Annotated in this window: 13 protein-coding genes; 10 read left to right on the forward strand and 3 right to left on the reverse strand. The window is 60.8% G+C overall.

Annotation, left to right across the window (positions count from 1 at the left end; all coding sequences use genetic code 11):
• Positions 1-129: 129 nt before the first annotated feature.
• Positions 130-1,137 (reverse strand): phage shock protein operon transcriptional activator, encoded by a 1,008-nt coding sequence (gene pspF / locus AAIE04_RS13405; protein ID WP_498577111.1) that lies wholly within the window; start codon positions 1,135-1,137, stop codon positions 130-132.
• Between the two features lie 184 nt (positions 1,138-1,321).
• Between pspF and pspA the strand changes: the two genes are divergently transcribed.
• From pspA to tyrR, 7 genes are all read left to right on the forward strand, one after another.
• Positions 1,322-1,987 (forward strand): phage shock protein PspA, encoded by a 666-nt coding sequence (gene pspA, locus AAIE04_RS13410; protein ID WP_019452667.1) that lies wholly within the window; start codon positions 1,322-1,324, stop codon positions 1,985-1,987.
• Positions 1,988-2,049: 62 nt separating this feature from the next.
• Positions 2,050-2,277, forward strand: a complete 228-nt coding sequence (pspB, locus tag AAIE04_RS13415; protein ID WP_004930553.1) for an envelope stress response membrane protein PspB — start codon at positions 2,050-2,052, stop codon at positions 2,275-2,277.
• Positions 2,277-2,636 carry an envelope stress response membrane protein PspC gene (gene pspC / locus AAIE04_RS13420; protein WP_004930552.1) on the forward strand — a complete coding sequence of 120 codons (360 nt, stop codon included), beginning with the start codon at positions 2,277-2,279 and terminating at the stop codon, positions 2,634-2,636. The genes pspB and pspC overlap by 1 nt, the downstream gene beginning before the upstream one ends.
• Positions 2,637-2,731: 95 nt before the next feature.
• Positions 2,732-2,998, forward strand: a complete 267-nt coding sequence (pspD, locus tag AAIE04_RS13425; protein ID WP_031299672.1) for a phage shock protein PspD — start codon at positions 2,732-2,734, stop codon at positions 2,996-2,998.
• Entirely contained in the window at positions 2,979-4,376 is a 1,398-nt protein-coding gene (locus AAIE04_RS13430) for a YcjX family GTP-binding protein (protein WP_019452666.1), read from the forward strand. Before pspD ends, AAIE04_RS13430 begins: the two co-directional genes overlap by 20 nt.
• Positions 4,373-5,434 carry a YcjF family protein gene (locus AAIE04_RS13435; RefSeq protein WP_019452665.1) on the forward strand — a complete coding sequence of 354 codons (1,062 nt, stop codon included), beginning with the start codon at positions 4,373-4,375 and terminating at the stop codon, positions 5,432-5,434. Before AAIE04_RS13430 ends, AAIE04_RS13435 begins: the two co-directional genes overlap by 4 nt.
• A gap of 313 nt (positions 5,435-5,747) precedes the next feature.
• Positions 5,748-7,319 carry a transcriptional regulator TyrR gene (tyrR, locus tag AAIE04_RS13440; protein ID WP_025159779.1) on the forward strand — a complete coding sequence of 524 codons (1,572 nt, stop codon included), beginning with the start codon at positions 5,748-5,750 and terminating at the stop codon, positions 7,317-7,319.
• Positions 7,320-7,376: 57 nt separating this feature from the next.
• Here the strand turns inward: tyrR and tpx are convergent, their stop codons facing one another.
• The gene (gene tpx, locus AAIE04_RS13445; RefSeq protein ID WP_019452663.1) at positions 7,377-7,880 is read right to left on the reverse strand and encodes a thiol peroxidase; all 504 of its coding nucleotides are present in this window, start codon (positions 7,878-7,880) and stop codon (positions 7,377-7,379) included.
• Positions 7,881-8,105: 225 nt separating this feature from the next.
• Between tpx and ycjG the strand changes: the two genes are divergently transcribed.
• A complete protein-coding gene (gene ycjG / locus AAIE04_RS13450) occupies positions 8,106-9,080 on the forward strand; it encodes an L-Ala-D/L-Glu epimerase (protein ID WP_498577112.1) in 975 nt (324 codons plus the stop codon).
• A gap of 3 nt (positions 9,081-9,083) precedes the next feature.
• Here the strand turns inward: ycjG and mpaA are convergent, their stop codons facing one another.
• Entirely contained in the window at positions 9,084-9,791 is a 708-nt protein-coding gene (gene mpaA, locus AAIE04_RS13455; RefSeq protein WP_063919560.1) for a murein tripeptide amidase MpaA, read from the reverse strand.
• Between the two features lie 206 nt (positions 9,792-9,997).
• Here mpaA and AAIE04_RS13460 point away from each other — a divergent pair, with 206 nt between their 5' ends.
• Positions 9,998-10,348 carry a hypothetical protein gene (locus AAIE04_RS13460; protein WP_015378006.1) on the forward strand — a complete coding sequence of 117 codons (351 nt, stop codon included), beginning with the start codon at positions 9,998-10,000 and terminating at the stop codon, positions 10,346-10,348.
• 159 nt (positions 10,349-10,507) lie between these two features.
• Positions 10,508-12,142, forward strand: a complete 1,635-nt coding sequence (locus AAIE04_RS13465; RefSeq protein WP_026036095.1) for a peptide ABC transporter substrate-binding protein — start codon at positions 10,508-10,510, stop codon at positions 12,140-12,142.
• Positions 12,143-12,177 lie beyond the last annotated feature (35 nt).

Genomic DNA, 12,177 nt, shown 5'->3' on the forward strand with positions numbered 1-12,177 from the left:
ACTATTATCATCGCCTGGCAGTTCACGGAAGGCCACAGTTTGCGGCTCTGATGTGGAAGGCACGACATTGCTCACATTGCTTCCAGTGTTTTTTTAAGCCAGCTCGGGTGCTGGCTTTTTTTTTGCCCACTATTCCTCATCCGCTTCGCCGTTTTGCTGCAGCGCATGTTTTTTCAGCATGCCGCGCAACTGGTGGTAGGTGAGCCCCAGCAGCTGCGCCGCCTTGCGTTGGTTGAACCGCCCTTGCTGCAACGCCGCTTCGATCAATGCCTTCTCCTGCTCCAACTGCCAATTTTTCAACTCCAGCGGCAGCGCCGGCAGCGCGCCGGCTCCTTCAAGCGGGAGCGCGACCGGCGGGGCCTCGCGCGGTGCAAACGGGTTGATCAAGATCTCATCCAGCGGGTGGTCGCTGTCGCCGTGACGATAGACCGAGCGTTCAACCACGTTTTTCAGTTCGCGCACGTTGCCTGGCCAACCATAGCCGAGCAGCGTGTGCCTGGCGCGTTCGGTAAAGCCGGGAAACAGCGGCAGCGCCAGCTCCCGACACATTTGAATGGCGAAGTGTTCGGCCAGCAGCATGATATCGGGCCGGCGTTGGCGCAGCGGCGGCAGCTGCACCACGTCGAACGCCAGCCGATCCAGCAGATCGGCGCGGAACTTGCCCGCGGCTGCCAGCGCCGGCAGATCGTCGTTGGTGGCGCACACCAACCGCACATCCACCCGCAGCGGCTGGCTGCCGCCCACGCGCTCCAGCTGGCCGTATTCGATGACCCGCAGCAATTTCTCCTGCACCAACATCGGCGCGGTCGCCAGCTCATCCAGGAACAGCGTGCCGCCGTCGGCGCGCTCAAAGCGGCCCAGATGGCGTTTCTGCGCACCGGTAAAGGCGCCGGCCTCGTGGCCGAACAGCTCGGAGTCCAGCAGGTTTTCATTCAGCGCCGCGCAGTTGAGCGAGATGAATGGCCCTTGCCAACGGTTGGAGAGGTAGTGCAGGCGGTGGGCGATCAGCTCCTTGCCGGTGCCGCGCTCGCCGATCACCAGTACCGGTTTGTTCAACTTGGCGACCTGGGAGACTTGCTCCAACACTTCGACAAAGGCGTTTGCTTCGCCCAACAAATTCTCTGGCTGCTCGTTCATGATGAAATTCGCCAATGTTTGGTGAAAATAATCACTCTACAGCAAGCTCACAGAGAGTCAAAAATAAAATGTTGTTGTTTTTCAATTAAATAAAAGTTGGCACGGGTTTTGATTATATCCTTGGGCAAGCTGTACGACTTAACGCGGCGCTTCAGACGCCATCAGAACCAAGAGGAAGTGAATTATGGGTATTTTTTCTCGTTTTGCCGACATCGTGAACGCCAACATCAACACTCTGCTGGACAAGGCAGAAGATCCGCAAAAGCTGGTGCGGTTGATGATCCAAGAGATGGAAGACACGTTGGTCGAAGTTCGTTCCACGTCGGCGCGCGCGCTGGCGGAGAAAAAGCAGTTGCTGCGTCGCATCGAGCAGGGTGAAAACCAGGTTGGCGACTGGCAGGAAAAAGCCGAACTGGCGCTGCGTAAAGATAAAGAAGACTTGGCCCGCGCGGCGCTGATCGAAAAACAGAAGGTTGCCGATCTGATCGCCACGCTGACGCAGGAAGTGGCGACCGTAGAAGAAACGCTGGCGCGCATGAAGAGCGAAATCGGCGAGCTGGAAAACAAGCTGACCGAAACTCGCGCGCGGCAGCAGGCGCTGGCGCTGCGCCATCAGGCCGCGTCTTCTTCGCGTGAAGTGCGCCGCCAGCTCGACAGCGGCAAGCTGGACGAGGCGATGGCGCGTTTCGAACAGTTCGAACGACGCATCGACCACATGGAAGCTGAAGCGGAAAGCATCAGCATCGGTAAAAAGAAGTCGCTGGAGCAAGAGTTTGCCGAGCTGAAAGCCGACGACGCCATCAGTGAGCAACTGGCGGCGCTGAAAGCCAAGATGAACCGCTCCGAGTAAGGCGAACCGCGGCCACACGCCGGAGGTGGCCGCTACCCAGGACCCGATAAGAAGGAATAACAATGAGTGCTTTATTACTTGCCATTCCGCTGACAATTTTCGTGCTGTTTGTCGCGCCGATTTGGCTTTGGCTGCATTACAGCAATCGGCAACAGACCGGCATCCAGCTGAGTCAGCAAGAAATGCAGCGCCTGGCGCAGCTGGCGGAAGACGCCAAACGCATGCGTGAACGCATTCAGGCGCTGGAAGAGATCCTCGATGCGGAACACCCGAACTGGAGACAGTCCTGATGAGCACAACGCTGGGCAGTAAAAAGCTTTATCGCGTTCCCGAAGAAGGCATGGTGAAAGGCGTCTGCGCCGGTTTGGCCCACTATTTCGACGTGCCGGTGCGCCTGATCCGCGTGATGGTGGTGCTGTCGCTGTTCTTCGGGCTGTTCTTCTTCACGCTGGTGGCCTATATCGCGCTGGTGTTCGTGTTGGACGAAGCGCCGGCCAGCCGTTTCGAAGGCGAGCATCAGAAGACGCCGCGCCAGCTGCTCGATCAGCTGGAGTATGAACTGGGCAGCGGCGAGCAGCAGCTGCGTCAGGTCGAGCGCTATGTGACGTCCGATACCTTCGGCGTACAGAGCCGTTTCCGCAAGCTGTAACCCTTCTTGCGATACCCGGCCTGCACAGGCCGGGTATCTCGCCGCCGTTATCCCGTGAATGTAACCTTAATCGTCTTGTGCCGGAGGGCATTGTCATGAATAAAATCGATGTCGCAAACACCGCCAGAACGGGTGGATTTAAACGAGGAGCGGCGGCAATGTTGAAGACATTGGCTAAAGTCATCATCATAGCGTTATTGAACTATGGCCCGGCGGGCGCCGCCGGCTGGCTGTTGAAAACCGTCGGCCGCAAACCGGTGCGCTTCGTGCTGGCGCTGGTGCTGGAACCGCTGTTCCGTAAAGGCCTGAACAAGGCATTCGGGCGTTACGTCAAGGAGAGCAATGAAACGACTGCAAAATGAGTTAACCTCGCTGGTCAACCGCGGAATGGATCGCCATCTGCGCCTGGCGGTGACCGGCCTGAGCCGCAGCGGCAAAACCGCCTTTATCACCGCCTTCGTCAACCAACTGCTGCATGTGCACAGCGGCGCGCGCATGCCGCTGTTTTCACCGGTGCGCGAAGAGCGCCTGTTGGGCGTCAAGCGCATCCCGCAGCGCGATCTCGGCATCCAGCGTTTCACCTATGACGAAGGGCTGGCGCAGCTTTACGGCACGCCGCCGGCCTGGCCTACGCCGACGCGCGGTGTCAGCGAAATCCGCCTGGCGCTGCGTTACCGCTCCAACGACTCGCTGCTGCGCCACTTCAAAGACACCTCGACGCTGTACCTGGAGATCGTCGATTATCCGGGTGAATGGTTGCTGGATCTGCCGATGCTCGAGCAGGATTACCTGGCCTGGTCGCGTCAGATGACCGGGCTGCTGCAGGGCGAACGCGCCGAATGGGCCAAACCCTGGCTTGAGCTGTGCAAGGCTTGCGATCCGCTGGCCCCGGCCGACGAAAACCGGCTGGCGGCGATCGCCCAGGCCTACACCGATTATCTGCTGCGCTGCAAAAGCGAAGGGCTGCACTTCATTCAGCCGGGGCGTTTCGTGCTGCCGGGCGACATGGCCGGCGCGCCGGCGCTGCAGTTTTTCCCGTGGCCCGATGTGGCCGCAGTCGGCGAATCGAAGCTGGCGCAGGCCGACAAACACACCAACATCGGCATGCTGCGCGCTCGCTTCAACTACTACTGCCAGTCGATCGTCAAAAACTTCTACAAAGAGCATTTCGTTCGTTTCGATCGGCAAATCGTGCTGGTCGACTGCCTGCAGCCGCTGAACAGCGGCCCGCAGGCGTTCAACGACATGCGTCTGGCGTTGACCCAACTGATGCAGAGCTTCCATTACGGCAAACGTACGTTGTTCCGTCGCCTGTTCTCGCCGACCATCGACAAACTGATGTTCGCCGCCACCAAGGCGGATCATATCACCGCCGATCAGCACGCCAATCTGGTGTCGTTGCTGCAACAGCTGGTGCAAGAGGCGTGGCAGAACGCGGCGTTCGAGGGCATCAGCATGGATTGCGTCGGCCTGGCCTCGGTGCAGGCGACCGAGAGCGGCATCGTCGATCACCAGGGGCAGCGCATTCCGGCGTTGAAGGGCAACCGCCTGAGCGACGGCGCGCCGCTGACGGTGTTCCCCGGCGAAGTGCCGGCGCGCCTGCCGGGGCCGGCGTTCTGGCAGAGCCAGGGATTCCACTTCGATGAGTTTCGTCCGCGCGCCATGAGCGTGGACAGCCCGTTGCCGCACATCCGGCTGGATGCGGTGATGGAGTTTTTACTGGGAGACAAATTGCGATGAGCGAGCCGATAAAACCGCGTATCGATTTTGACGAGCCGCTGCAGCCGCCACAGGAGCCGGCGTTGCGCGCCGGCGTCGCTTTTGACGCCGAGCAGGCGGAAAGCTTCTTTCCGGCGGCGCCGGAGCTGCAGCAGGAAGAGGAAGAAGGGCGCGCCGAGGGCATCATTAACGCTGCGCTAAAGCCGAAACGCAGCCTGTGGCGCAAAATGGTCACCGCCGGGCTGGCGCTGTTCGGCGTCAGCGTGGTGGCGCAGGGCGTACAGTGGGTGCATACCGCTTGGGTGCAGCAGGACTGGATCGCCATGGGCGGCGGCGTGGCCGGCGGCCTGATCGTGTTCGCCGGCGTCGGTTCGGTAGTCACCGAGTGGCGGCGTTTGTATCGGCTGCGTCAGCGTGCGGAGGAGCGCGACGTGGCGCGCGAGCTGTTGCACAGCCACGGGCTGGGGCAAGGACGCGAATTCTGCGAGAAGCTGGCGCGCCAGGCCGGGCTGGATCAGGGGCATCCGGCGCTGCAGCGCTGGCAGGCGTCGCTGCATGAAACGCAGAACGATCGCGAAGTGGTGGAGCTGTACGCCAAACTGGTGCAGCCGGTGTTGGACAACCAGGCACGGCGCGAAATCAGCCGCTCCGCCGCCGAATCGACGCTGATGATCGCCGTCAGCCCGCTGGCGCTGGTGGACATGGCGTTCATCGCCTGGCGCAACATCCGCTTGATCAACCGCATCGCCGCGTTGTACGGCATCGAGCTGGGCTACTTCAGCCGCATCCGCCTGTTCCGACTGGTGTTGTTGAACATCGCCTTCGCCGGCGCCTCCGAGCTGGTGCGCGAAGTGGGGATGGACTGGATGTCGCAGGATCTGGCGGCGCGGCTGTCGGCGCGCGCGGCGCAGGGTATTGGCGCCGGGCTGTTGACCGCGCGGTTGGGCATCAAGGCGATGGAACTGTGCCGTCCGCTGCCGTGGCTGGAAGGGGAAAAACCGAAGCTCGGCGATTTCCGCAGCCAACTGATCGGCCAGTTGAAAGACACGTTGAAAAAAAACGACGGCAAGGCCAAATAACCTCGCTACGGCGCTCGCGAGAGCGCCGTTTTCTGAGCGGTACCGGCGCGGGACGTAATCAAGACTTGACGATAGTCGATCCCCCTGCGAGTGCGTGATAAATATCTGCCATATTAATTATTGTTGTGATAACTCTCTGTTTGATGGCTAAAATGACGCCGATGCTGTTATTCACTTGCGTTTAAAATCAGCAGCCACGGCAATAAATCAGAGTTCTGTCAACTTTTGCTGACAGATCGCTTCTACCGCCCGGTGTGAGGGAGTATCATCATCGTCAACGATCCCCGCACCTGCAGAGATAAGGCCAACACTGATGCGTTTGGAAGTATTTTGCGAAGACCGTCTCGGTCTCACTCGAGAATTACTCGATCTTTTGGTATCGCGCAGCATTGACCTGCGTGGCATCGAGATCGATCCCATCGGCCGCATTTACCTCAACTTCTCCCAGCTGGATTTCGATACTTTCCGCGCGCTGATGGCGGAGATCCGCCGCATCGCCGGCGTGACCGACGTGCGCACCGTCAGCTTTATGCCTTCCGAACGCGAACATCGCGCGCTGCGTGCGCTGTTGGAGTCGATGCCGGAACCGGTGTTCTCGATCGATATGAAAGGCAAGGTCGAGCTGGCCAACCCGGCGGCGCAGGCGTTGTTCAGCCTGAACGAAGACAAAATCCGCAACCAGACCGCCGGCGCGCTGATCGGCGGCTATAACTTCAGCCGCTGGCTGGAGAGCGAGCAGACGGCGCCGCACTCGGAACGGGTGGTGATCCGCAGCCAGGACTTCCTGATGGACATCACGCCTATCTATCTGGAAGACGAACAGCAGCAGCCGGCCGCGGTCGGCGCGGTGGTGATGTTGAAGTCCACCGCGCGCATGGGCCGCCAGCTGCAAAATCTGTCGGTGAACGACGATACCGAATTCGATCACATCGTCGCGGTGAGCGCCAAGATGCGCCATGTGCTGGAGCAGGCGCGCAAACTGGCGATGCTCGACGCGCCGCTGCTGATCGTCGGCGATACCGGTACCGGCAAGGATATTCTGGCCCGTGCCTGCCATCTGCGCAGCCCGCGCGGCAAACAGCCGTTCCTGGCGCTGAACTGCGCCGCGTTGCCGGATGACGTGGTGGAGAGCGAACTGTTCGGCCATGCGCCGGGCGCGTATCCCAATGCGCTGGAAGGCAAGAAGGGTTTCTTTGAGCAGGCTAACGGCGGCTCGGTGCTGCTGGATGAGATCGGCGAGATGTCGCCGCGCATGCAGACCAAACTGCTGCGCTTCCTCAACGACGGCACCTTCCGCCGCGTCGGCGAAGAGCATGAGGTGCATGTCGATGTGCGCGTGATCTGCGCCACCCAGAAAAACCTTACCGAGCTGGTGCAGCGCGGCGAATTCCGCGAAGATCTCTACTATCGCCTCAACGTGCTGACCATCACTATCCCGCCGCTGCGCGAGCGTCCGCAGGACATCATGCCGCTGACCGAGCTGTTCGTGGCGCGCTTCGCCGACGAGCAGGGCGTAGCGCGGCCCAAGCTGGCGAGCGATCTGGGCGGTTTCCTCAGCAAATACGGCTGGCCGGGCAACGTGCGCCAGCTGAAAAACGCCATCTACCGCGCGCTGACGCAAACCGAAGGCTACGAGCTGCGGCCGCAGGATATCGTGCTGCCGGAGTTCGAGGTGGAGATGTCGCTGGGCGACGAGGTGTTGGACGGTTCGCTGGACGACATCAGCAAGCGTTTCGAGCGCTCGGTGCTGACGCGTCTGTATCGCACCTATCCCAGCACCCGCAAGCTGGCGAAACGGCTGGGCGTTTCCCATACCGCCATCGCCAACAAGCTGCGTGAGTATGGCCTGAGCAGCCGCAAAGGCGGCGCCGAAGGCGAAGAATAAAAAAGGCGCCTTGCGGCGCCTTTAGCGTGTATCCAAAGCCGGCATCCGCCGGCTTTGTCATTTCAGCGCAGCCAGCGCCGCGTCGTAGTCTGGCTCGGTGGTGATTTCGTTCACCAGCTCGCTGTACAGCACGTTGTCCTGGCCATCCAGCACCACGACCGCACGCGCGGTCAGGCCCGCCAACGGACCTTCGGCGATTTCGACGCCGTACGCCTGCTTGAATTCGGCGCCGCGAAGGGTGGACAGGGTGACCACGTTGCTCAGGCCTTCCGCGCCGCAGAAACGCGACTGCGCGAACGGCAGATCGGCGGAGATGCACAGCACCACGGTGTTATCCAGGCCGCTGGCCAACTGGTTGAATTTACGCACCGACGTCGCGCAGACACCGGTATCGATGCTTGGGAAGATGTTCAGGACTTTGCGTTTACCCGCGAAGCTGCTCAGCGCTACGTCTGACAGGTCTTTGGCAACCAGCGAGAAGGCCTTGGCCTGCTCGCCCTGCTGTGGCAGCTTGCCCGCTACGCCGACCGGATTGCCTTGAAAATGTACTGTCTGAGTCATTGCTAGATTCCTTTTACAGGTGTTTATACAAAGGGTATGAACCTGATGAAACGGTACTCCGGTAACGGCAGTTAACATCAGGTTCACACCCTGGCGACAGTTTATGACAACCGGGGCGGATTGGATATCAAAGTTTGCTAAATAGTTGTATATATTAGGCTGTTCTATAAAACATCACCGGCGCATCCACCCGCCTGGATGCGCGGTTTTCGCTCAGGAGCCGTTATGAGAGACATGCGTTTTTACCCGGAAGCCTGGCCGCTGCATACCGCCTTCGTGATTGCGCGCGGCAGCCGCACCGAAGCCCGGGTGGTGGTGGTCGAAATCGAACAGCAGGAGGTGCGCGGCGTCGGTGAATGCACGCCGTATCCGCGCTATGGCGAGAGCGAGGAGTCGGTGATGGCGCAGTTGGCTGAGATGGCGCCGGCGATCGCGCAGGGCATGACCCGCGAGCAGCTGCTGACGCAGATGCCGGCGGGCGCCGCCCGCAACGCGTTGGACTCGGCGCTGTGGGATCTGGAGTGCAGGTTGCACGGACAGAGCCTGTGGCAGCGCAGCGGCGTGACGGCGCCGGCGCAGATCCGCATGGCGCAGACCGTCAGCATCGGCACGCCGGAGGCAATGGCCTTCGCTGCGCGCGAACTGGCGCGGCAGGGCGCCACGCTGCTGAAGATCAAACTCGACGATCACTATATCAGCGAACGGCTGGTGGCGATCCGCGCCGCGGTGCCGCAGGCGACGCTGATCGTCGACGCCAATGAATCCTGGCAGGCGGAAGGGCTGGCGGCGCGCTGCCAGTTGCTGGCCGATCTCGGCGTGGCGATGCTGGAGCAGCCGCTGCCTGCCGGTGACGACGCCGCGCTGGAGCACTTTATTCATCCGCTGCCGATCTGCGCCGACGAAAGCTGCCATACCCGCGCCGATCTGCCGCAGCTGGCGCAGCGCTATCAGATGGTCAACATCAAACTGGACAAAACCGGCGGCTTGACCGAGGCGCTGGCGCTGGCGCAGGCCGCGCGCGAACAGGGGTTCGCCATCATGCTCGGCTGCATGTTGTGCACGTCGCGGGCGATATCCGCCGCCTTGCCGCTGGCGCCGGCGGCGCGCTTCGTCGATCTGGACGGCCCGACCTGGCTGGCGCGGGACGTCGAGCCGGGCCTGGCGTTCGAATGCGGGGCGATCGTCGATATCGCCCCGTAGCGATTAATTCGGGTAGGTCAGCAGCTCGGTCATCGCATCGATGTAGCGCTCGCTGGCGGCATCGGCGGAGATCGGCGGGAATTCGGCGGTGATGCACGGCAGCGACAGATCCGCGCACCAGCTGCCGAACGAACCAGGGGTTTCATAACCGACGCTGGTTACCAGCGGCAGTTCGAACTTGTGCGACAGCCAAACGCCGAGTCGCGAGCTGGCGGGATCTTCGATGCAGGCCAGCGGCTCATGGAATGACACCACCCAGTGCGGTTTCAGGCGATGAATAAGATGGCACAGCGCCTGGGTTTCCGGTTCGGAACCGGGGCGCCCGCCGGTGGAAAGCTTGACGTCACGCACCGGCGCCGCGCTGTTCCAGCGGTAGACGGTGTCGCCGGAGCGCCAGTTGGCGGCCGGGAAATTGCGGTTCAGATCGACGCCGTTGGCATTGGCGCGCAGCCCCAGCTGGCAGCCGTCGGGGTTGACCGCCAGCACCACATGGTGGCGCAGCTGGCTCGGCGCGATGCTGCGCAGCGCACAGGACAGGGTTACGATGGCGGCGCTCTCATCGCCGTGGGTGCCGGCGATGATAAGCCCGGTCTCGGGGCCGCTGACCGCCGCCGGGAAATAGAGCAGCGGCGCGCCCAGCAGCGAGCTGCCGTAGTTCTCTCCTGCGACGGCCAACTGGCCACGTTCACTGCGCGGTCGATGTTCGGTCATGGTGTTGTCCCTGAGTTAAAGTTCGAGAGTCATTGTCATTTTATTCAGTGTATTACGCTTTGCGGCATCTTTCCCATCGCAATTGTGCGGCGTTTGCGCGATCTGTGACGCCGCAGCGGCGAAAACGCCAATTAAACCGCACCTGGCCTGAGGCTGTTGTTATACTAACGGCAGAGCTAAGCCAATCACCCGCAAGAGGATTTAACATGCCAGTAGCCAGAATCATCGCCAGCTATAGCGAAAATGAAAATGACACCATCACGCTGCTGTGCGGCGTGGACGCTGAAAACCAGATCCGCCAGGGGGAATGGTTCGGCGTGGTGAAAAACGACGACGGGCGCGGGGACGAATCGAACTATCCGTTCACCCTGCACATCGATTATCAGAAAGATGCCTTCTATCTCGACTACGGCTACGATGACGCCGACGCGCGTCAGCTGCAAAAAACCGATATCTCGGCCCGCCCGCTGGCCGAGAAAGGCTTTTTCACCGTATTCGATGAAGAAGAGGGGGAAGAGTTCAGCTACCGCATCAACAGCATCCACCTGTACGACTGACGGTCGCTGTTGTAAACACCACCCGTGCCGCCCTGTGCCGCACGGGTTTTTTATCGCCTGAATCGCACTTTTTGCAACTTCTCGGCCGCGGGCTCTAGGCCGGACGGATCTTGTGCTATATGATAAAAAATTCAGATGGTTAACGGGGGACAAATCACAATGACGGGAAAAAAAATGCAACGGGGTTTTCGTTTGGCGCTTTGCGCGGCGGCGATCGGCGCCTGTATGAGCAGCGCCATGGCGGCGCAGGTTCCCCCGGGCACCGCGCTGGCGGACAAACAGGAAATCGTGCGCCACATTAAAGACGAACCGGCCTCGCTCGATCCGATCAAAGCGGTGGGCTTGCCGGAGGCGCAGCTGGCGCGCGATCTGTTCGAAGGGTTGGTCAACCAGGACGCCACCGGGAAAGTGATCCCCGGCGTCGCCACCCGCTGGCAGACCAGCGATAACCAGACTTATATTTTCCATCTGCGCAAAGACGCGCGCTGGTCAAACGGTGACCCTGTCACTGCGAAGGATTTCGTCTACAGCTGGCAACGGCTGGTCGAGCCGAAAAACCTGTCGCCGTTCGCCTGGTTCGCCCAGCTGGCGGGGATCCAGAACGCCGAGCAGATCATCAGCGGCAAGCTGCCGGCCGATCGCTTGGGCGTGTCGGCGCCCGATGACTACACGTTGAAGGTGCAGCTGGATAAGCCGGTGCCGTACTTCGTCAGCCTGACGGCCAATTTCAGCCTGTTCCCGGTGAATAAGGCGGTGGTGGAAAAATACGGCAACGACTGGACCAAGGTCGGCAATCTGGTGGGCAACGGCGCGTTCAAACTGCAGGAGCGGGTGGTGAACGAGAAGTTGGTGCTGACGCCTAACGACCATTACTGGGATCATGCGCGCACCGTGCTGACGAAAGTGACCTTCGTGCCGATCAATCAGGAATCCAACGCCACCAAGCGCTACCTGGCGGGCGACATCGACATCACCGAATCCTTCCCGAAAAATATGTATCAGAAGCTGCTGAAAGACATTCCGGGGCAGGTGTACACCCCGGATCAGCTCGGCACCTATTACTACGCGTTCAACACCCAGCGCGCGCCAACCAACGACGTGCGGGTGCGTCAGGCCTTGTCCTACGCCATCGATCGCAAGATTATCGCGGAAAAAGTGTTGGGCACCGGCGAAAAACCGGCCTACCACTTTACGCCGGACGTGACCGCCGGGTTCAAACCGGAAGCGAGCTTGCTGCAACAGCAATCGCAGGCGGAACTGGACGCACAGGCCAAGGCGTTGCTGCAGGCGGCCGGTTACGGCCCGAACAACCCGCTGAAGCTGACGCTGCTGTATAACACTTCGGAAAGCCACCAGAAGATCGCCATCGCCGTGGCCTCGATGTGGAAGAAAAAGCTGGGGATTGACGTCAAGCTGCAAAACCAGGAGTGGAAGACCTATATCGACAGCCGCAATACCGGCAATTTCGATGTGATCCGCGCCTCCTGGGTGGGGGATTATAACGAGGCGTCGACCTTCCTGTCGCTGCTGACCTCAACCCACAGCGGCAACATCGCCAAATTCAAGAGCGCGGACTATGACAAGCTGCTGGCGCAGGCGGGGCGGGAAACCAACCCGGCGGCGGTGACCGCCGACTACAACAAGATGGAACAGATCATTGCCGACCAGGCGCCGATCGCGCCGATATATCAATACACTAACGGCCGCCTGATCAAACCGTGGGTAAAAGGCTACCCGATCACCAATCCGGAAGACGTGGCCTACAGCCAGACGATGTATATCATCAAACACTGAATCGGTTTATTTATCGCCCCCGGCTAATGCGGGGG

It is taken from the genome of Serratia sp. Ae19-1, assembly GCF_059801225.1.

What these genes read in the sequence shown, in the direction of transcription:
- AAIE04_RS13465 (WP_026036095.1), top strand. Translation starts at nt 10,508, where the DNA reads ATGACGGGAAAAAAAATGCAACGGGGTTTTCGTTTGGCGCTTTGCGCG.
- AAIE04_RS13435 (WP_019452665.1), top strand. Translation starts at nt 4,373, where the DNA reads ATGAGCGAGCCGATAAAACCGCGTATCGATTTTGACGAGCCGCTGCAG.
- ycjG (WP_498577112.1), top strand. Translation starts at nt 8,106, where the DNA reads ATGAGAGACATGCGTTTTTACCCGGAAGCCTGGCCGCTGCATACCGCC.
- tpx (WP_019452663.1), bottom strand. Translation starts at nt 7,880, where the DNA reads ATGACTCAGACAGTACATTTTCAAGGCAATCCGGTCGGCGTAGCGGGC.
- pspA (WP_019452667.1), top strand. Translation starts at nt 1,322, where the DNA reads ATGGGTATTTTTTCTCGTTTTGCCGACATCGTGAACGCCAACATCAAC.
- AAIE04_RS13460 (WP_015378006.1), top strand. Translation starts at nt 9,998, where the DNA reads ATGCCAGTAGCCAGAATCATCGCCAGCTATAGCGAAAATGAAAATGAC.
- AAIE04_RS13430 (WP_019452666.1), top strand. Translation starts at nt 2,979, where the DNA reads ATGAAACGACTGCAAAATGAGTTAACCTCGCTGGTCAACCGCGGAATG.
- pspD (WP_031299672.1), top strand. Translation starts at nt 2,732, where the DNA reads ATGAATAAAATCGATGTCGCAAACACCGCCAGAACGGGTGGATTTAAA.
- mpaA (WP_063919560.1), bottom strand. Translation starts at nt 9,791, where the DNA reads ATGACCGAACATCGACCGCGCAGTGAACGTGGCCAGTTGGCCGTCGCA.
- pspB (WP_004930553.1), top strand. Translation starts at nt 2,050, where the DNA reads ATGAGTGCTTTATTACTTGCCATTCCGCTGACAATTTTCGTGCTGTTT.
- pspF (WP_498577111.1), bottom strand. Translation starts at nt 1,137, where the DNA reads ATGAACGAGCAGCCAGAGAATTTGTTGGGCGAAGCAAACGCCTTTGTC.
- tyrR (WP_025159779.1), top strand. Translation starts at nt 5,748, where the DNA reads ATGCGTTTGGAAGTATTTTGCGAAGACCGTCTCGGTCTCACTCGAGAA.
- pspC (WP_004930552.1), top strand. Translation starts at nt 2,277, where the DNA reads ATGAGCACAACGCTGGGCAGTAAAAAGCTTTATCGCGTTCCCGAAGAA.